This window comes from Rhizobium sp. N324, from assembly GCF_001664485.1.
Classification (GTDB): Bacteria; Pseudomonadota; Alphaproteobacteria; order Rhizobiales; family Rhizobiaceae; genus Rhizobium.
On sequence record NZ_CP013632.1, the window covers coordinates 66,869 to 86,659 of the forward strand.

The 19,791-nt window shown below is 60.7% G+C and carries 19 protein-coding genes; 12 read left to right on the plus strand and 7 right to left on the minus strand.

The window, feature by feature from the left end:
- Nucleotides 1–2 precede the first annotated feature (2 nt).
- From AMK05_RS24075 to AMK05_RS24130, 12 genes are all read left to right on the plus strand, one after another.
- Nucleotides 3–1,133, plus strand: a complete 1,131-nt coding sequence (locus tag AMK05_RS24075; RefSeq protein WP_064841835.1) for a CgeB family protein — start codon at nucleotides 3–5, stop codon at nucleotides 1,131–1,133.
- The gene (locus tag AMK05_RS24080) at nucleotides 1,130–2,221 is read left to right on the plus strand and encodes a CgeB family protein (RefSeq protein WP_064841836.1); all 1,092 of its coding nucleotides are present in this window, start codon (nucleotides 1,130–1,132) and stop codon (nucleotides 2,219–2,221) included. The genes AMK05_RS24075 and AMK05_RS24080 overlap by 4 nt, the downstream gene beginning before the upstream one ends.
- On the plus strand, nucleotides 2,218–3,318 hold the full coding sequence (locus AMK05_RS24085; RefSeq protein WP_064841837.1) for a CgeB family protein: 1,101 nt from the start codon (nucleotides 2,218–2,220) through the stop codon (nucleotides 3,316–3,318). The genes AMK05_RS24080 and AMK05_RS24085 overlap by 4 nt, the downstream gene beginning before the upstream one ends.
- Before the next feature lie 12 nt (nucleotides 3,319–3,330).
- Nucleotides 3,331–4,377, plus strand: a complete 1,047-nt coding sequence (locus AMK05_RS24090) for a UDP-glucuronic acid decarboxylase family protein (RefSeq protein WP_064841838.1) — start codon at nucleotides 3,331–3,333, stop codon at nucleotides 4,375–4,377.
- A gap of 20 nt (nucleotides 4,378–4,397) precedes the next feature.
- Nucleotides 4,398–5,132, plus strand: coding sequence for a TIGR04290 family methyltransferase (locus tag AMK05_RS24095; RefSeq protein WP_064841839.1), 735 nt, complete (start codon nucleotides 4,398–4,400; stop codon nucleotides 5,130–5,132).
- 30 nt (nucleotides 5,133–5,162) lie between these two features.
- Nucleotides 5,163–6,077 carry a c-type cytochrome gene (locus AMK05_RS24100; RefSeq protein WP_064841840.1) on the plus strand — a complete coding sequence of 305 codons (915 nt, stop codon included), beginning with the start codon at nucleotides 5,163–5,165 and terminating at the stop codon, nucleotides 6,075–6,077.
- Between the two features lie 159 nt (nucleotides 6,078–6,236).
- Entirely contained in the window at nucleotides 6,237–7,385 is a 1,149-nt protein-coding gene (locus AMK05_RS24105) for a helix-turn-helix domain-containing protein (RefSeq protein ID WP_064841841.1), read from the plus strand.
- Nucleotides 7,386–7,521: 136 nt separating this feature from the next.
- The gene (locus AMK05_RS24110) at nucleotides 7,522–7,929 is read left to right on the plus strand and encodes a response regulator (RefSeq protein ID WP_064841842.1); all 408 of its coding nucleotides are present in this window, start codon (nucleotides 7,522–7,524) and stop codon (nucleotides 7,927–7,929) included.
- A gap of 33 nt (nucleotides 7,930–7,962) precedes the next feature.
- Complete coding sequence (locus tag AMK05_RS24115) at nucleotides 7,963–8,358, plus strand: response regulator (protein WP_064841843.1); 396 nt, start codon at nucleotides 7,963–7,965, stop codon at nucleotides 8,356–8,358.
- 179 nt (nucleotides 8,359–8,537) lie between these two features.
- Nucleotides 8,538–9,557 carry a chemotaxis protein CheB gene (locus tag AMK05_RS24120; protein ID WP_064841844.1) on the plus strand — a complete coding sequence of 340 codons (1,020 nt, stop codon included), beginning with the start codon at nucleotides 8,538–8,540 and terminating at the stop codon, nucleotides 9,555–9,557.
- Nucleotides 9,558–9,621: 64 nt separating this feature from the next.
- Nucleotides 9,622–13,596 (plus strand): CheR family methyltransferase, encoded by a 3,975-nt coding sequence (locus tag AMK05_RS24125; protein WP_064842273.1) that lies wholly within the window; start codon nucleotides 9,622–9,624, stop codon nucleotides 13,594–13,596.
- Complete coding sequence (locus AMK05_RS24130) at nucleotides 13,589–13,972, plus strand: response regulator (RefSeq protein WP_064841845.1); 384 nt, start codon at nucleotides 13,589–13,591, stop codon at nucleotides 13,970–13,972. Before AMK05_RS24125 ends, AMK05_RS24130 begins: the two co-directional genes overlap by 8 nt.
- A gap of 26 nt (nucleotides 13,973–13,998) precedes the next feature.
- Here the strand turns inward: AMK05_RS24130 and AMK05_RS24135 are convergent, their stop codons facing one another.
- The 7 genes from AMK05_RS24135 to AMK05_RS24165 all read right to left on the minus strand — a co-directional run bounded on the left by AMK05_RS24135 (nucleotide 13,999) and on the right by AMK05_RS24165 (nucleotide 19,776).
- Nucleotides 13,999–14,250 carry a hypothetical protein gene (locus tag AMK05_RS24135; protein ID WP_237352233.1) on the minus strand — a complete coding sequence of 84 codons (252 nt, stop codon included), beginning with the start codon at nucleotides 14,248–14,250 and terminating at the stop codon, nucleotides 13,999–14,001.
- A 147-nt stretch (nucleotides 14,251–14,397) separates the two neighbouring features.
- A complete protein-coding gene (locus tag AMK05_RS24140; protein ID WP_064841847.1) occupies nucleotides 14,398–14,820 on the minus strand; it encodes a c-type cytochrome in 423 nt (140 codons plus the stop codon).
- Nucleotides 14,795–15,697 (minus strand): cytochrome c oxidase assembly protein, encoded by a 903-nt coding sequence (locus AMK05_RS24145; RefSeq protein WP_064842276.1) that lies wholly within the window; start codon nucleotides 15,695–15,697, stop codon nucleotides 14,795–14,797. The genes AMK05_RS24140 and AMK05_RS24145 overlap by 26 nt, the downstream gene beginning before the upstream one ends.
- Entirely contained in the window at nucleotides 15,694–16,296 is a 603-nt protein-coding gene (locus tag AMK05_RS24150; RefSeq protein WP_064841848.1) for a cytochrome c oxidase subunit 3, read from the minus strand. Before AMK05_RS24150 ends, AMK05_RS24145 begins: the two co-directional genes overlap by 4 nt.
- Nucleotides 16,293–18,206, minus strand: coding sequence for a cytochrome c oxidase subunit I (ctaD, locus tag AMK05_RS24155; RefSeq protein ID WP_064841849.1), 1,914 nt, complete (start codon nucleotides 18,204–18,206; stop codon nucleotides 16,293–16,295). The genes AMK05_RS24150 and ctaD overlap by 4 nt, the downstream gene beginning before the upstream one ends.
- Nucleotides 18,203–19,186: a cytochrome c oxidase subunit II gene (coxB, locus tag AMK05_RS24160; RefSeq protein WP_064841850.1), complete on the minus strand. Its 984-nt coding sequence runs from the start codon at nucleotides 19,184–19,186 to the stop codon at nucleotides 18,203–18,205. Before coxB ends, ctaD begins: the two co-directional genes overlap by 4 nt.
- Complete coding sequence (locus AMK05_RS24165) at nucleotides 19,183–19,776, minus strand: c-type cytochrome (RefSeq protein WP_064841851.1); 594 nt, start codon at nucleotides 19,774–19,776, stop codon at nucleotides 19,183–19,185. Before AMK05_RS24165 ends, coxB begins: the two co-directional genes overlap by 4 nt.
- Between the last annotated feature and the right edge of the window lie 15 nt (nucleotides 19,777–19,791).

Sequence of the window (19,791 nt, forward strand, 5' to 3'; positions counted from 1 at the left end):
TCATGAAGTTCGTTTTCTATACTCATTCGCTGATTTCCGACTGGAACCACGGCAACGCGCATTTTCTTCGGGGAGTGATGCGCGATCTGCAACGGCGCGGCCATGAAACGCTGGCATTGGAACCGGAGGATTCCTGGAGCCGTGCCAACCTTGTCAGCGATCAGGGGTCTGCGGTCATCGCAAAATTTCACGAGACTTTTCCGCAGCACCGCGCGCAGATCTATGGCAAGGATTTCGATCATGAAGCCGCGCTTGGCGATGCTTATGTCGTCATCGTCCACGAGTGGACGCAACCCGATCTGGTCGAGCGTCTCGGTCGCATCCGGCGCCATGGCGGCACTTTCACGCTGCTCTTTCACGACACGCATCATCGGGCAGTCTCGGCCGAAGGCGATATCGCCGGACTGACGCTGAGCGATTACGACGGTGTGCTGGCTTTCGGCGAGACGTTGCGGGAGCGCTATCTGCGCGCTGGCTGGGGCAGGTCCGTGTTCACCTGGCATGAAGCCGCCGACGATGCTCTGTTTCGACCTATGCCGGAGGTTCTAAGAACCGGAGACCTCATCTGGATCGGCAACTGGGGCGATGGTGAGCGGTCGGCCGAAATCGCCGAGTTTCTGGTCCACCCTGCCAAGTCGCTCGCCCTGAACGCGACGGTACGGGGCGTGCGCTATCCCGATCATGCGCTCGACGCCCTTCAGAGTGCCGGTATCGCCTACGGCGGATGGATTGCCAATGCCGACGTTCCCGTCGCCTTCGCCCGCCACAAGGTCACGGTGCACATTCCGCGCCGGCCTTACATCGAGCATCTGCCGGGCATTCCGACGATCCGCGTTTTCGAAGCGCTCTCATGCGGAATTCCTTTGATATCGGCGCCTTGGGACGACGCCGAGAACCTTTTCAAACCGGGCACGGATTTTCTTCTCGTTCGCGACGGCGAGGACATGAGGAAAAATCTGCGTGACGTGCTCGCCGACCCCGGCTGGGCCGCAAGTCTTGCTGCATCAGGCCTGGTGGCCATCAAGGCGCGCCACACCTGCCGGCATCGCGTCGACGAGCTTTTTGAAGTCCTGGCGTGCTGCGGCACGAACCGGGTCACCACCAATCTCCAATCGCCGGAGGCTGCGGAATGAAAATCGCTTTTTACGGTTCGAGCCTGGTCTCCGCCTATTGGAATGGTGCAGCCACCTATTATCGGGGCCTGCTGCGGGCGATGGCGGCCAAAGGATATGACATCACCTTCTACGAACCCGATGTCTATGATCGGCAAAAGAACCGCGACATGGATCCGCCGGACTGGTGCAAGGTCGTGGTCTACGAAGGCACGATCGGCGCCCTGAAGGCCGTCAGCGGTGCTGCGGCTGAGGCCGATATCGTCGTCAAGGCTAGCGGCGTCGGTTTCGAAGATGATCTGCTTCTCGAGGAGGTGCTTGCCCATGCGCAGCCGCATGCCCTGAAAATCTTCTGGGACGTCGATGCGCCTGCTACGCTTGCCGAACTCAGAGCCAATCCCGATCATCGGCTGCGCCGGGCGCTCGATCGGATCGATCTGGTGCTTACCTATGGCGGCGGCGATCCGGTGGTGAACATATACCGCTCCGTCGGAGCGGCGGACTGCGTGCCGATCTATAATGCGCTCGATCCGCAAACGCATCATCCGGTGCCGGAGGACCATCGTTTCTCGGCCGATCTGGCTTTCCTCGGCAATCGCCTGCCGGACCGCGAGGCGCGGGTTGAGTACTTCTTCCTGGAGCCCGCCTCACGTCTGCCGGAGCGGGCGTTCCTGCTCGGCGGTTCCGGCTGGCAGGACAAGCCGATGTCGCCCAACATCCACTATCTTGGCCATGTGTCGACGCGCGATCACAACGCCTTCAACGTGACCCCGATGGCGGTTCTCAATATATCGCGCGCGAGCATGGCGGAGAACGGCTTCTCGCCGGCGACCCGCGTCTTCGAAGCAGCCGGCGCCGGCGCCTGCCTCATTACCGACGCCTGGGAGGGCATCGAACTCTTCCTGAACCCCGACGAGGAAATCCTGGTCGCGCGCGACGGGCAGGACGTGGCGGATTTGGTTGCCGGTTTGTCGCGCCGATCAGCTCGAAAGATCGGCGAGCGTGCGCGTCAGCGCGTGTTGGCCGAGCACACCTACGCCAATCGCGCCGAAACCCTGGACAAGATTTTGCGCGCTCGTCTTGGCGCGCGGATGGAGGCAGCCGAATGATGCGACCGCTCGACATCGTCTTCCTCGGCCTTTCACTGTCCTCTTCCTGGGGAAACGGCCACGCCACGACCTATCGTGCCCTCGTCAAGGGGCTGCGACAGGACGGTCACCGGGTTCTGTTCCTGGAACGGGACGTTCCCTGGTACGCCAGCCAGCGGGATCTTGCCTCACCGGATTTCTGCGAACTCGCTTATTACGCCGACATCGACGCCATGCTCGAACTCTATCGACACAGGCTGCGCCATGCCGATGCGGTGATCGTCGGGTCCTACGTGCCCGAGGGTGTGGCGCTGATCGACCGGCTCGGCAGCCTGGCGCCAAAAAGCCTGTGCTTTTACGACATCGACACGCCTGTCACGCTTGCAAAGATCGACCGCGGCGACGAGGAATATCTAGCGCTGCGGCAGATCCCACTCTTTGACGTCTACTTCTCCTTTTCCGGAGGAGAGGTGCTGACCCGACTTGAGATGCGGTACGGTGCGCGGAAGGCTGTCGCACTTTACTGCTCGGTCGACGAAGGCCGCTATGCCAATACTGGCGAGCCATATTGCTGGGATCTCGGCTATCTCGGAACCTACAGCCCCGATCGGCAGCCGACTTTGGAACGCCTTCTTCTGGAGCCGGCGCGTCGATTGCCATCGATGCGCTTCGTCGTCGCGGGACCGCAATATCCCGCCGAGATCAACTGGCCGAGCAATGTGGAGAGGATCGAGCACCTGGCGCCCGCCGATCATTCCAGTTTTTACAGTCGCCAACGGTTCACCTTGAATGTGACCCGCAGCGACATGATCGCCTCGGGCTGGTCGCCGAGCGTGCGCCTGTTTGAAGCGGCCGCCTGCAAAACGCCGCTTATCAGCGACTTCTGGCGCGGTCTTGACGAATTGCTGCCCAATGGCGAGGCTTTGATCATTGCAAAGGGGCCAGCCGATGTCGTGGCGGTGCTGAGGGATCTCGCGGACGCCGACCGTAAAGCCATTGCTGCTGCCGCCAGACGGCGGGTCTTAGGTGGCCATACTGGCGCCGCCCGCGGCGCCGAACTCGTCCGAGCCCTGTCGGAGCTGCCGGTAAACCGAGCTTGCGAGCGTATCTCAGCGTGAAGGAGAGTATCGATGCTGCATGTCAATCGTCGCGGAAATCGCAAGACTGTTCTGGTGGCAGGAGGAGCCGGCTTCGTCGGTTCGCACCTCTGTGATGCGCTCCTTGGCCGCGGCGTTTTCGTCATTTGCGTCGACAGTTATATTACCGGCTCGCCGGATAATGTTCGTCCGCTGACAAACCATCCGCGCTTTCGGCTTATCGAGAAGGATATTTGCCAGTTCCTGGAAATCGACGAGCCGCTGGACCAGATCTACAATCTCGCCTGCGCAGCATCGCCGCCACAATATCAGGCCGATCCTGTCCACACGATGATGACCTGTGTCGCAGGGACAGGAAATCTGCTTGCGCTTGCCGAGCGTCACGCAGCTTCCTTTCTCCAGGCGTCCACGAGCGAGGTCTATGGCGATCCGGTCGAGCATCCCCAACGTGAGGATTACCGTGGCAATGTCAGTTGCACCGGACCACGCGCCTGCTATGACGAAGGAAAGCGTGCTGCCGAAGCGCTCTGCTTCGACATGTTGCGGGCCGGCCGCGTCGATGCGCGGGTTCCCCGCATTTTCAATACCTATGGCCCTCGAATGCAGGCCAATGACGGCCGTATCGTCTCCAACCTGATCGTGCAGGCGCTGTCAGGCAAACCCCTCACCATCTACGGAAGCGGCTTGCAGACGCGATCCTTCTGCTATGTCACCGACCTGGTCGGCGGCCTGATGGCGTTGATGGACAAAAGACCCAACCCCGGCGTGCCGGTCAATCTCGGCAATCCCGGCGAGTTCACTATCAACGAGCTCGCCCAGATGATCCGCGCTATGGTGCCGACCCGCACGGAGATCGTTTACGAGCCGTTGCCCACAGACGATCCCCAGCGCCGCCGTCCGGACATCGGGCGGGCGGTGGAGCTTCTCGATTGGCGGCCGACCGTGCCGCTTGCAGAAGGGCTGAGCTATACGGTCGAATGGTTTACCAACAGTCTCGCAACGCGCCCGCGGCGGCAGGCAACAACGTCTGGCCGTCTTCGGAGGCCGGATTCGTCGCAAGCCGCCCCCGCGCAAGGCTGATTGGAGAACGGAGGCAAACGATGATGAACCTGGCTCTGAAGCGCCGCGTGACAGAACTTGGCCCCTGGTTTCAAAACATGAGGTTCGGAGAAGTCGAAACTGCGCCGGATCATTTCCTCGGCGACTATCCCGCATTCAAATGGGAGCGCTTCAAACATGTCGTGCCGGAAGATTTGGACGGGCGCAGCGTGCTCGATATCGGCTGCAATGCCGGCTTTTATGCGCTCGAGATGAAGCGCCGCAATGCCGGGCGGGTGCTCGGCATCGACACCGATTCACGCTACCTTGAGCAGGCTCGTTTTGCTGCCGCTCATTTCGACCTTGACGTTGAATTCAGGCAAATGTCGGTTTACGAGGTGGCGAAGCTCGCAGAGACCTTCGAGCTGGTGCTCTTCATGGGAGTGCTTTACCATCTGCGCCATCCGTTGCTGGCGCTCGATCTGCTCCACGAACATGTGGTTAACGATTTGATGCTGTTCCAGTGCCTGCAGCGCGGGGACGAGCGCAATGCTCTCCCGGACGAGAATTATGATTTCTCGGAATGGGCGGTATTCGACCAGCCTGACTTTCCAAAATTGTTCTTCATCGAACAGCGTTATGCCGGTGATCCGACAAATTGGTTCATTCCCAACAAGGCGGCCGCCGAGGCGATGTTGCGCAGCGCCGGCTTTTCGGTGGAGGCCAATCCGGAGCGAGAAGTCTATCTTTGCCGCCGAGGCCGGCGGCCCTATATGGTCGAGCCGCCGCCGGCGTGAGGCGACGGACCAACAATCTGCGGGTTCGAGATGCTGAAAGGTGCCCGGCTATTTCTGATTGCCATCGCTGCGATCCTCATCGTCGTCTCCACGACTTGGCTGCTGACCAAGCCGCACCAACCTTTTTCTGCTGACGATCCGAGGCTGACACCAGGAAACGCCGAGCGCGGCCGGCTGGTGTTTGCAGCAGGCGGCTGCGCCTCGTGTCACGCGTCTCCCGGTCAGCCGGATCGCTTGAAACTGGGGGGCGATCTGGCGCTGGCCTCGCCCTACGGGACCTTCCGGATCCCTAATATATCGCCTGACCCCCTGGCGGGCATAGGATCGTGGTCGGTCGCGGATCTGGCCAATGCCCTGGTGGCCGGCGTATCGCCGTCAGGGCAGCATTATTATCCGGTCTTTCCCTACCCGAGCTATACCGCAATGAGGCTCGACGACATCCGGGATCTCTACGCCTTCCTGCATACGCTCGAGCCGATTGCCGATCGACCGCAACCGCATGACTTAGCCCTGGCGTTCCGCATCCGGCGGTTCGTGGGCTTCTGGAAGTTTCTGTTCTTCCACGAGCGCCGATCCGAGGGCCTGCTGAACGGTGATCCCGTGCACGATCGCGGCGCTTATCTCGTGGAGGTGCTCGGCCATTGCGCCGAATGCCATTCGTCGCGCAACATCTTCGGCGCGATAAAACCGAAAACACGGTTTGCCGGCGGAGTGAGTTCGGAAGGCGTCGGTTTCAACCCGAACATCACGCCGGAGGGCATCGGCTCATGGTCTGACAACGATATCGTCGATATGCTCGAAAGCGGCAAGACGCCGGATCACGGCTATGTCGGCTGGTCCATGGCAGACGTCGTTAGAAATACATCGGAACTTTCTGATGCCGACCGGGTCGCCATTACCCGATACCTGAAATCGCTGCCGCCGCGCCCCACGCCCCATCCTTAGCGACAGATTTGCTGTCGGAAAGGCGCTTCCCAATCGTGGTCTCTCCCACGGGCGTCACCACCGACCGCAATTTCGTGATGATGGATTGCGGCGAGATGGAACAGGTCGCGACCCCAGACGTTTCGTCTCGAATAACCATCACGTCAGGAGGTAGGCGGCATGAATTCGGCTTGCAATGAGCCGGCCAGGGTCGCGCTCGTGGTCGAGGACGATTACGTCCTTGCCAGCGACCTCGCGTCCAAGCTGTCAGACGCCGGAATGAAGATCGTTGGGCCGGCACCAAACGTACAGCGTGCACTGGACTACATCCAGGATTCCGCCCAGATCGACGTTGCAGTCCTGGACATCAATCTCGGTGGCACGATGGTGTTTCCTGTTGCCGATGCGCTATCCAAGCGCAATATCCCCTTCTTTTTTGCAACCGGCTACAGCCGGGATGTCGTTCCTCCCCGTTTTGCCGATCGGATCTTCGTCGAAAAACCGCTGGAAATGAGCGAAGTTTATGACGCCCTTTCCGACTGTCGAAACCGGGAAATGTCATCGGGCGAGCAAAAAAACCTTGTCCTGTCGGCGCTTTCTCCGCGTGAAATTGAATTGCTCACGCCGCATCTGACGCCGGTTCGGCTTGTTCAAGGCGAGATTCTGGAAAAGCAGTTTTGCGAGACTTCAGCGGTTCGCTTCATCGAAAGCGGAGTTGTATCGCTGGTCGCCGTCTCCCTTGAGGGCTCACAGGTAGAGGCCGGCCTGATCGGGCGTGAAGGCATAACCGGTACGGGATTGCTCGAAGGCGATTGGCTCACGCCTTATAATCTTATCGTGCAGATCGAGGGGTCTGCTCAACGCATCGACGTCGACAGCTTCCTCCGTGTCACGCGCAAGGCGCCGCAATTGCGCTCTCTTTCATCATCATTTGCCAGATCGCTCGGAATCCAGATCGGCTATACCGCCTTGGCCAATGGCCGATATTCCATCGAGCAGAGACTGGCACGCTGGCTGCTGATGCTCAGTGATCGCGTTGACAGCCAAGTCCTTAATCTTACGCATCAATATATGTCTTTCATCCTCGGCGTCCGTCGTTCCGGCGTGACAGGTGCCCTCCACATTCTGGAAGGTGAAAAGCTTATCAGGTCCATACGAGGAAAGGTGATTATCGTCGATCGCGACGGTCTCGTCCTCAAGGCTCACGGGTCCTATGGGATTCCCGAGGGGGAATACGAACGCTTGATGGGCTTTTCATTGAGGAGCCCGGAGAACGTCGCAACGAATACGGCCCATCACAACGCGACTTTTGCGGTCTGCCCATCCTAAGGGCGAAGATGAAGTCCATGGTCTCCACCCACGGTCAGCAGCTCCCACCTCCGTAAAGACCCGCAGACATTTAATCCGGTCGAACGGCGCAACTTTTGCCTTCAGCAATAGTTCGACAGCCAAAGGAGCCCAGATCATGCAGAACTCGCTTTCCCTCGCAGGGCGCTTCTACCTTGTCGTCGAAGACGAGTATCTCGCGGCGTCGAGCATGATGACGGCGCTTGAGGACGAGGGCGCCGAAGTCGCCGGACCCGTCTCGAATGTTGCAGGTGCCTTGGAGCTTGTCGGCAAGCGGGCCTTCGATCTTGACGGGGCTATACTTGATATCAATCTACGCGGAGTGATGGCTTACCCGGTCGCCGAGAAGCTTGCAGAATATAGGATACCATTCGTATTTGTTACCGGTTACGAGTGTGGTTCCTTGCCGGAGCATTTCAAGGCGATGCCTTGCCTCAACAAGCCATGCAATGAAAAAGAACTACTGGTGGTGCTTGCCGGCCTGCCAGCACGCCAGAAGCGGCCTGGAGTGCATCCGGTGACTTGATGCAGAACTCCCGCCTCGTTGCAAAGGTGCCCGGTGGAAAAAAATAATCTAGCGAAACTCTTTTCGGGAAAACGCGTCCTGATCGTCGAAGACGAATATTTCCTTGCCGACGAGACCCGACGAAAGCTGGAAGACTTGGGCGCGGTGGTCATCGGGCCGACGTCGAACGTCAGCCGGGCCCTCGATCTTATCAACAGGGAACATATCGATGCGGCGATCCTCGACGTCTATCTCGGTGACGAGCTGGTATTTGCCGTCGCAGATGAACTGGAGGCGCGAGACATCAACTTCGTCTTTGCCACCGGCTATGACCCCGCCCATATCCCGGTGAAGTACAAGGGTTTTGCGCTTTGCGAAAAGCCAGCCGAACTCGAGCAGATCGCCGTCGCGCTTTTCCATCCAGCCGGCGGCTCCGAACGGCTGAACTGATCGTTAGCCGCGGAGCGGCCTTGGTAGGAAGGCCGTTGGCCGATCTGCCGACGGTTCGACGGCGCTGGAGAGTTTGGCCGCTCGTGCCGCAGTCAATAAAGAAACGAGGCTGACCGTGCTCACTGCGGAACTATCAGGCCCCGCCATTTGTTGAGCATGATCATGAAAGGTCAAATGTCATGTCAACTGCGACCAAGGACATCATTGCGATCGGCGGATCGGCGGGAAGTGGTGCCGTCCTCAGGACGCTGGTCGCTGATTTACCCGCCGACCTACCGGCAAGCATCTTCGTCAGCACCCATATTCCTGCAAACCACCCCGGCTTTTTGCCAGAGATGCTGGCGGCCAGATGCAAGCTTCCGGTGACGCAGGCGGTGGATGGCCAGCCGATCGAGCGAGGCCGTGTCTATCTCGCGGCCCCCGATCGCCATCTGCTGCTGATGGGCGAAACCATCATGTTCGGCGCCGGCCCTCGGGAAAACATGGTGCGGCCCTCGATCGATCCGATGTTCCGTTCCGCTGCCCTGTCTTTCGGTCCACGGGTCGTGGGGCTCGTTCTGACCGGTATGCTCAACGACGGCGCCGCAGGCCTTCATGCGATCAAATCCAACGGCGGCACGACCGTCGTGCAGCACCCTCTCGATGCGGAGGCGGATCAGATGCCGCTGGCGGCACTTGAGGCGGTGGAGGTCGATCATGTCGCCCCGGCCGCCGAACTCGGCAGGCTTCTGACCGGGATCGCGGGAAGCGACGCGGGGCCGGAACTTGATGTGCCGACCGACGAGTTGCGGCTCGAAGTTGAAATCGCCGCAGGGTCGCGAACCGGCAGTGCCGAACTTCGCACGATTGCATCGCCGACCGCCATTACCTGCCCGGATTGTCATGGGGTGCTTTCGGAGGTTCGGGGGTCCCGCCCTCTGCGATTTCGCTGCCAGATCGGCCACGCCTATACTGCTGACGCGCTGGCGGCGCATATCGATGAGCTTGACGAGGCGATCAGGATTGCCATGCGGGTGATGGAGGAGCGCGTGACCCTCGTGGAGCGCATGGCGCGTGACGCGCGTGAGACCGGTCGCACTGCTGTTGCCGAACTCTATGAGGCGAGAGCCATAGAGTATAAGCGCTATTCCGCAACGCTGCGCGACGCCGCCTTGACGTCGCTGCGACACGGTCGCGCGTCACGTTTCCAAGACGTCTGATAAAGGTGTATCTTTATGCCGTGCCGAACGTTTAAAGTCGGTGCAACAGAGGCATGGATCGATGATGGCGTACGACGAGCAGGATAACATGGAACTATCGGCGGGCGCGCTCGAACGGGATCAGCACGAACAGCCGCTCGTGATCGTCGGCATTGCAGTTTCGACCCAGTCGCTCCGCTCGCTCGAACAGATATTCTCGGAAATCGGTGTGGATCTGGGCGCATCCTACCTTGTGGCGGTCTATCAGCAGGAGGGTCTCAGTGCCGCGGCCGTCTTGGAAATGCTCGGCCGACAGGAGCGACTGGCGGTGTCGTTGGCGGTGGATGGAGAGCGCATCCTTGCCAACCACATCTACGTCGGCGGCTCCGACGATATGATGACGTTGGAAGACGGCCAAATTCGCATTCGGCCGGCCTCCGAACCCGTCGGCCATCGTGGCACGATCGACACGATGTTGATTTCGCTGGCAGAACATGCCCATGAGCGCGCCGTTGCGGTGGTCCTTGCGGGGCTGGACAGTGACGGTACGGCTGGCGTCGCTGCAACCAAGAAGTTCGGCGGCCTTTCGATCGTGGAGATCGGCGAAAGCGAAAATGGACCTCTCGAGGAAGGCAGGGGGGCAGCGGCGATTGCGGATCTGCGTCTGCAGGCGCAGAGCATTGCAACGCAGATCGCGCTTTATGCGAGCAATGTTATCGAGGAGGAAGAGGCGGGACTGGACGAGGAGGCGTCCGGCGCGATCGAGGCGCAGATCACGCAGATCGCCACAGTGCTGCGCAATGTCACCAGCCATGATTTCCATGGATACAAGCGCGGGACATTCACGCGCCGCATCCAGCGACGCATGCAGGTGCTGCAGATCAGCAACATCGAAACCTACATCGAGCGGTTGCGCGCCAGCCGTGACGAGGTTCAGAACCTCTTTCAGGACCTGCTGATCGGCGTCACGCAGTTTTTTAGAGATCCAGGCGAATTCGACGCGCTTGAGCGCGAGATCCCGAGACTGTTCGAGGGCAAGGAGCCGACCGACCAGCTGCGCGTCTGGGTGCTCGGTTGCGCGACCGGCGAGGAAGCCTATTCGATCGCAATGCTGCTGCGCGAGCATATGGCGACCATGGACTATCCGCCCGATGTGCAGATATTTGCAACCGATCTCGATGCCCGTGCTTTGGGTATTGCGCGCGCGGGCCGTTACTCGGCTGCGATCACCTCACAGGTCCAGCCCGAGCGGCTCGCTCGCTGGTTCGTGCGTGAAGGCGACACCTATTGCGTCGTCAAGGAATTGCGGGAGATGTGCATCTTCTCACCGCACAACATCGTCAAGGATGCGCCGTTTTCCCGCATCGACATCCTGTCGTGCAGAAACCTGCTGATTTACCTCGACGGCGAGCTGCAAAACAGGGTTATCCCGATCTTCCACTTTGCCCTCAGGCCAAACGGTCTCCTGTTTCTTGGCTCGTCGGAGAACGTCACCCGCCACGCCAAGCTTTTTACGCCCGTCGACCGTAAAAACCGCCTGTTTCGACGGTTGGAAACGGCGACCCGCATCATTCCGGACTTCCCGCTCAGCCCGCGCCCGCGCAGCCCCGACCATCCGCTCTCGACACCAGCTCCCATGCTGCAGACCGGCCGGCTGTCGGCAACCATCAGCCGGCAGGCGGAGGTCGTCGCCGAGCGCTTCGCGCCCGCCTATGTGGTCGTCGATTCCCACTATGACGTGCTGCATTTCTCTGGACGCACCGGTCGCTACCTCGAGCCGGCATCGGGAACGGCGACGCTCAATCTCTTAAGCCTTGCTCACCGCGATCTCAGGCTCGACATGCGGTCTGCCTTGCAGCGTGCTACCACCGAGGCCGTCAAGGTTGAAGTTCCCAGAGTGCTGCTGCGCCAGGATGATCGCACCTACGCCGTTAATATTATCGTCGAACCGCTCGGCAGCGGCGACGTCACCTCGCTGATCGTGCTGTTTCAAGACGCGGGGCAGGTGGCCGAGGGAACGGCGCCTGACGGGGGACGGCTGACAAGCGAAGAGCATGTGCAGCGGCTGGAGACTGATCTTCGGGTGACGCGTGACCGGCTTCAGGCGACGATCGAAGAATTGGAATCGACCAACGAGGAACTCAAATCCTCCAACGAAGAATATCAGTCGATCAACGAAGAGCTGCAGTCGGCCAACGAGGAGATGGAAACCTCGAAGGAAGAACTGCAGTCGGTCAACGAGGAATTGCAGACCGTCAATGGTGAGCTCGCCCATCGTGTGACCGAACTCGATCGCACCAATTCGGACTTGAAAAACCTCCTCGAGGCAACGCAGATTGCCACCGTTTTTCTCGACAACGACCTGCGCGTCAGGAGTTTTACGCCGGCGGCAACGGAAATCTTCCATCTGCTCGACACCGACGTCGGCCGCCCGCTCGACCATGTCGTATCGCGCGTCACCTATCCGGAATTGCTGGACGATGTTCGTCTCGTCCTCCGAACGCTGGTGCCCGTCGACCGAAAAGTCAGCGACCCTGCCAACGATCGGCATTACGCTGCCCGCGCGCTGCCCTATCGCAGCGTCGACAATTATATCAGCGGTGCTGTCGTTACCTTCACAGACCTGACCGCCACCTATGAGGCGGAAGTGGCGCTTCGACGCAGCGAGGAACGCCTGCAGCGCGTCCTGGAGACGGATGCCGTTGGCGTCATCTTTCTCAAGTCGGACGGCGTCATCTTTGACGCCAACGACGTGTTCTTGAAGATGTCCGGCTACAGCCGCTCACAAATGGAGCGCTCCGAGTTGCACTGGCGCCGGCTGACCCCGGATGAGCACCTTGCCGAGACCGAAGCACAGATGGAAGCCGTCAAAGAGACCGGCAAGATCGGGCCATATGAGAAGGAATACTTCCTGGCTGACGGAACGCGTCGCTGGATGTTGTTTGCCGGACGCGATCTCGGCGACGGCACGATCGCCGAGTTCTGCATCGACATCTCGGCACGAAAACAGGCCCAGGCAGCGTTGCGGCAGGGGGAGGAGCAGTTCCGGCTGTTTGGCGAAGCCTCTTCCGACGTGTTGTGGATCCGTGACGCGGAGACGCTGCAATGGGTCTATCTGACGCCGGCTTTCGAGGCCATCTATGGCGTCGATCGCGAGCAGGCCATGACCGGCAACAATTTCCGCAGCTGGTCCGAACTCATCATCCCCGAAGACCGCGAACAGGCGCTTTCCGAAATCCGCAGGGTGCGGGATGGTGAACGTGTGGAGTTCGAGTACCGCATCAGGCGCGCCTCGGACCACGAGATCCGCTGGTTGCGCAGTGCCGACTTCCCGCTCCTCGGAGAGGACGGCAATGTCAAGCAGATCGGCGGCATCGGCCGCGACATCACCGATGAAAAAGCCTCGGCCGACCGAACCAAAGTCCTCGTCGGCGAGCTTCAGCATCGCACCCGCAACCTCATGGCTGTCGTGCGGTCGATGGCCGACAAGACAATGCGTTCGAGCACCGATCTGGCGGATTTCCACGAGAGATTTCGCGACCGCCTTGATGTGCTGGCGCGGGTGCAGGGCTTCTTGTCACGTCTGCAGGAGGGCGACCGTATCACCTTCGACCAGCTCATCCGCTCGGAACTGGCCGCTCACGGCGTGCCGGAAGGGGAGACGAACCGCATTACCTTGCAGGGTCCCGAAGGCGTCAGGCTTCGCTCGACCACCGTTCAGACGATGGCATTGGCGATGCACGAGCTTGGCACCAATGCCGCCAAGTACGGAGCGCTCAGCCAGCCCCAGGCGCATTTGGCGATCAACTGGCGGGTCGAACAGCCAGACGGAAACGGCAAGCCCTGGCTGCATGTCGACTGGCGGGAGAGCCGCGTGAAGATGCCACCGGCCAATTCCGGGCCGCAAGGGGGCGGCCAGGGACGCGAACTGATCGAACGCGCGCTACCCTATCAGCTCGATGCAAAGACGTCCTACACAATTGGCGATGACGGGATCCATTGCATGATCGCAATCCCGGTGTCTCTCAGCAATCTGAGCGAGGATGACGCTTATGGCTGATGGGGTGCTGCGCGGTTGCTATGTGCTGGTCGTCGAGGACGAGTTCATGCTCGCGGAGGATCTGTCCCTGGAACTGGCTGATGCCGGAGCCGTGGTGATCGGCCCGGCACAAACACTGGAGCGTGCGGTGGAGCTGCTGGCGAGGCCGGATGCGCTTGACGCAGCCGTGCTGGACGTCAACCTGCAGGGTAAGCCGGTATACCCGCTTGCCGATGCGCTCTTTGAGCGCAAGGTTCCGTTCGTCTTTACGACAGGCTATGACGCGTCTATCTTGCCGGCGAGGTTCCGGTCAGTCGATTGCTGTTCCAAACCCATTGATATGGGGCGACTGTTGGAAGCCTTGCAAACCGCTATCGTCACCGCACGAGCGCTCTGAGCCGGCGCGCTATCAATCATTGCATCCTATGAGGCCGGAGTCGTCCGGCTGATGCTCGTCTCCCGCTCTCCTCGCAACGCAAGCAGTTCGGCTTTGAGCCTGTCCAGGTGAGCAAGATGCATGACCTGTGACTCTTCGAAATTCACCAGAAGCCGTATCGCTTCCGTCGCATCGACGCCGCGATCGGTCATTTCGGCCACGATCTCCCGCTGCCTGGCAATGTGTTGTCCGCCCAGGGCAACATGCTCTCGTGCCTGCTCCAAATGTTTTTCTACCATTGCCCTTTCCATGCTTGAGCTCCTTCTTCCTACGACATCATGCGCCCAATCTCGCCCTTAAGAAACGATAATCCGCTGATCCCAATGTCGGGGCGCTGACGGAAAAGCTGCCGGCTGCCAAACGCAGAATGGCAACGTTGGTGTGCGCTAGCGCGCGTAGAGATAGGCGGCCAGGTCGCGCGCCTCCTGTTCGGATATTCCGGTGGGTGGCATGGCGGTCTTCGGAGAATGGGTCTGCGGGGCGACGATCCAGTCAACGAGGTTGTCGGCCGAATTGTTGAGCACACCGGCGATATAAACCCGCTCGCGCAGCCCATTAAGATCGCCGCCGACCTTGCCGTCGGCGCCCTCGATGCCAGGGATCGTATGACATCCGGTGCATCCGTATCGGCGAAAGATCATCGGCGCGCGGGCCGGATCGCCCTTCGTCATGGCGACAGCGCTGGCTCGTCTTTCGGATCGCTCACGATAGTCGTTGGTCAACGCCAATGCCGCAGTCAGGCTCAAGACACACGCGCCTACGATGATGACCGAACGAAGGGAATTACTGGGCGATGATGTGCGTTCCACCTGCGCCTCGCTTTCCAGAGCCCTTGATCCAAAGGGCGACTAATGCCAGCGCCACACCAGCGTAGATGACCCCCGCCGGAACCCACATCACCAGGCCTGCCATTTGCTGGTCTTCAAGCGGCGAAATCCCCCATTCCGATGCCCCGTGTGTCTGCAGGCTATAGAGCACCTGTGGCGAAAGCGCGATGAGCGCGCCAAGGACGCTCATGTGCAGCATGGTCAGGAAGAGATGCCAGGCGGCGAGCCCCTTGTGGGTCTTCCAGATGACGGACCACCAGAACAGGACGGCGGTCGTGAAAAAGCAAAGATGCTGCAGCCGGTGAAGAGGGACGCTCTCGACGGCGGTGTCGAAGAGCATAGGCGCGTGCCATGCCCAGATCGCCACCCCATGGACGACGGTCGCCACCGTGCCGCTGCTGAGGAAGGTCCATGTCCGCCGTAGTGCGTTTGTGGCAAGCACCTGAGCTGCCCTGCGCCTGATCATCCTTGGAAGTCCCCAGAGCAACATCGCTGCCGGGCGCGCTAGAACGACGAGCGGCGCGGAAACGGCCATGACCAGTTCGTGCTCGATCATGTGGACGGTAAACAGCTGTTCGCCCAGCCAATGCAGCGGCGAGACAAGTGCACCGGCAAGCACGAGCCAGCCGCTCCAGAAGGTAAAAGCCCGATGCGCGAAGGCACGGCGGCCAGCGGACGATCGGGGCCGGAAGCGAAGGCTGCCGCAGGCAAAAAGGGCAGCGCCAAGAACAAGTGGGGCAAGTATCCAGGGATCGGCCGTCCATGCAAGTGTACTCGCGTGGGAATGGCCTTCATGCGCGAGTGCCGGCTGGCTTTCCGCAATGGCAGCAAGAAAAATGAATGCGCTTGCTGTTCTCATAGCCGCGGCACCCAATAGATGCATCCGTAAATGGGAAGCCAGGTCAGGACGACAAAGTTCCAATAGAGCGCGTTGTCCTCCACGTCGCCGTAGCGCCGCGTATTGTCAGCGTGTTTTGAGAACATCAGGCAGGCGAGAACGACGGTATCGACGAGGTCGGTGACGATGTGGGTCGTGTGCAGGCCAAGCATGGTCCAGACGATCGATCCATAAGCATCGTCGTCCCAGCTGACATGAAGGGCAGGAAATTCGAAGGCGCGAGGGATAAGGGGAAGAAGGCCGAGAATGGCCATGACGATCAGTCCTGCCCGCACCTTGCGAAGGTCTTTCCGCTTCGCCCACCGCGACACCAGAATGTTCGGCACAACACTGGCGACAAGCAGCAGGGTCAGGATCGTCCCGGCGGTAAGATCCGGAGGTGGGGCTTCGATCGGCCACCGTGGCGCCAGGCTCATCAGATAGAAATAGATGGCAATCGAAAGCGCAAATCCCGTGCCTTCGATCAGCATGAAGGCGCTGGTGCCCCAGAAGGTCAGGCTCGCACTGCCCATGCCATGGAGGGGAAGATGCGACAGATCGAGCGCCATGCGTTCTTTCATGACTCGTCCTCCGGCGTTTGCTTCGGCCAGAACCATCCGGTCAGCGTAATCGCCACGGGGATAGCACCCCAGATGACTGCCCATGGGCTGAAGATCGAGGCAATCAGCATGATGCTCGTGGCAATGGCTGCCAGAAAAGGCCAGATGGAGTCGGCGGGCGAGGCCTCCCGGGCTTCAGGATCCGCCGCTGCGACGCTGCTGACGATCAGTTCGCGCCGGTCGAGCCGCAATCCGGTTGCGACCGGCAGCGTCTCGCCCGAAGTCCAGAGCGGCTCGCGGGATTCGACCACCGGAATATGCCGGAAATTATAAGGGGGCGGGGGCGAAGGCATCGCCCATTCCAATGTCGAGGCGTTCCAGGGATTGGAGCCGGCCTCCGGGCCATGGCGGACACTGCGCAGGACGTCGATGAAGAAGATCAGAAAGCCGGCGGCGAGGATGACGGCACTGAGGCTGACGAAGAGGTTCAATCCCGCCCAGGGCAATTCTGGCGGATAGGTGTAGACGCGCCGCGGCATGCCTTGCAGGCCGAGAATGTGCATCGGGAAGAAGGTGAGGTGGAAGCCGGTGAAGATCAGCCCGAAGGCCCACCGGCCGAGCGTCTCGCTCATCATCCGGCCGGTCATCTTGGGGAACCAATAGTATATCGCACCGATGAGCGGGAAGACGGAACCGCCGATCAGCACATAGTGAAAATGCGCCACGACGAAATACGTGTCATGGACCTGCGTATCGAAGGGCACCGATGCCACCATCACCCCGGTCAACCCGCCGATGACGAAGGTGATGAGAAAACCGATGATGAAGAGCATCGGTGTCTTGAAGATGGGGCGGCCGTCCCACAGTGTTGCGAGCCAACAGAAAATCTGGGTGCCTGCCGGAATGGCGATTGCCATGCTCGATGCGGTGAAGAAACTGCTGCCGACGCGTGGCAGGCCGGCAACGAACATGTGGTGTACCCAGAGACCGAAGGCGAGAACGCCTGTCGCGATCATCGCCAGCACCAGCGGCAAATAGCCGAAGGTCGGGCGCTGCGTGAAGGTGGAGATCATCGCCGAGACCATGCCGACGGCGGGCAGAAAGATGATATAGACCTCGGGGTGGCCGAAAAACCAGAACAGATGCTGCCAGAGGAGAGCGTCGCCGCCTTCGGCCGGATTGAAAAATTGTGTGCCGACCAGCCGGTCGAGAATGAGCGACGAACTGGCGAGCATGATTGCCGGCATGGCCATGATGACCAGAAATGCTGTGACCAGCATCGACCAGACGAAGATCGGGATCCGGTCGAGCGACATGCCAGGCGCGCGCAGTTTGAAGACGGTCACGACGATTTCGACGGCAACGGCAAGGGCTGAGACCTCCGTAAAGGTGATCATCTGGGCCCAGATGTCTGCCCGCTTGCCAGGGCCATATTGCGGCCCGGCCAGGGGCACGTAAGCGAACCATCCGACATCGGGGGCGGTGTCGAGGGCGAGCGAAATCCACAAAAGCAGCCCGCCGGCGAGAAAGATCCAGTACGAGAAGGCATTCAGCCTGGGAAAGGCGATGTTGCGGGTGCCGACCATCAGAGGAACCAGATAGACGGCCATCGCCTCCATCACCGGCACGGCAAACAGGAACATCATGTTGCTTCCGTGCACGGTGAAGATCTGGTTGTAACGGTCTGCGCTGATGAAGCGGGCCTCGGGGAAGGCGAGCTGCAGGCGCATTGCCAGCGCCAGAACGCCGCCGAGCATCAAAAAGACGAAGGCGGTGGCGATATAGCGCCGCCCGATGATCTTGTGGTCGACGGTGGAGAGAGCGCCCAGCACGCCTGTCGGCGTCGACCAGGTGCGCCGGAGGGCGGCTTCGGCCTTTTCGTCGCCGGCTGCCAGATCGGCAGGGGAGGGAATTTTGCCGAACCACCTCATCGCAGGGCCTTCATATAGGCGCTCAATTGGCGCAGCTCTTCGCTGGAGACCGGGACCAGCGGCATGTTGTTTCCCGGCTTCAGCGTTTGCGGATCGGCAATCCACGCGGCAACTGATCCCCGCGTATTGTCCAGCAGTCCGGCGGCGATCATGCTCCGGCTGCCGACATGAGTGAGGTCGGGGCCTGTGGTGCCCGAAGCCTCGGTGCCGCGGATCGTGTGGCAGGCGGCGCAAGGCTTGCTCATGAAGACGAGCTTTCCCGCTGCGGCTTCACTATCTGCGGGAAGAACTGCCGCTCCCCTTTGCGCTTCCAGCCACCGGGCATGGTCATCGGGCTCCTCGGCAATAACAAGCAACGCCATATGGCTGTGCTGAAGGCCGCAGAATTCTGCGCACTGACCGCGGTAGACCCCGGCTTTGCTTGCATGGAGCGTCAGGGCATTTTCGCGTCCGGGAACCAGATCCTGCTTTCCCGTGAGGTTCGGCACCCAAAAGGAATGGATGACGTCGCTTGCCTCCAGGCGCAGGCGAACGTCTGTCCCGACCGGTATATGCAGCTCGTTGGCGGTCTGAAATGTCCTTGCCGGATCGGGATCGAGGTAAGTGAACTGCCACCACCATTGCTGGCCCCGGACGAGGATCGTCGGGGGATCGGCCTTCCCACGATCGAGACCGGGCGTTGCGTAGAAGCTGGCAGCGGTCAGGAAGGTGATGACGACGAAAGTTGCAACGACTGCGCCGGCGACGACCCTGCCCATGGAACGCTCGGTCTGCGGACGCGGCCTGTCTGGGGCGCCAGGGCTTCGGACCAAAGCCCAGGCCATGACGCCCATGACGAGCACGAAGACGATGCCGCAGACGGCGACAAACAGAATTATGAGGTTCTCGAGCGCCAAGGCGGACGGCCCATCGGCATCCAGCGCCGATTGGGTGCCCGCACAGCCGGAGAGAAAGAGCACGCATGCCGGAGCAATTTTCAAGGCTGGACACCTCGATCAGCGCGGACACCAGCCGGTCCTTCCTCGAAAAGACCCGCGGCCGGAGCGCGGTTCTCGGACGGTCTCGTATGCTTGTCGTCGTTCCGGCTCGGCGCGGTATAGGGTGCGGAATAGGCACCGATCGTCCTGACGTAGCCGGCAAGCTGCCAGATCTGGTCGCTCGTCATTTTATTCCCGTAGGATGGCATGCCCTGGGGCCGGCCGTCGCGAATGGAGGCCACGACCGACACCATTTCGGAACCGTAGAACCACCACCCGTCGAGAAAGGAGGGGCCGGTTCCACCGCGTCCATCTCCATGGCAACTAGAGCAGCCGAACCAGGAATAAAGACGCTTGCCCTGGCTCAAATCAAAGGCCGTCGCCTCATAGGGTTTGCCGAGCGCGAAATAGACATCGGGCGGCGTGCCGCCGATGCGGTCGGGCATCAGCTTGAACTGATCGAGAGCGGTGGTGACCGGCGGATCGGCCCGGTACTGGCGGGGGTGTCTCGCCCAACCGATCGCCGCGCCGATAAGCAGCATGCAGAGGAGAGTTCCTGCCGCAATCCAATGGAAACGTCTGCTCTCGCTCATCGCCGCAGCTCTTGG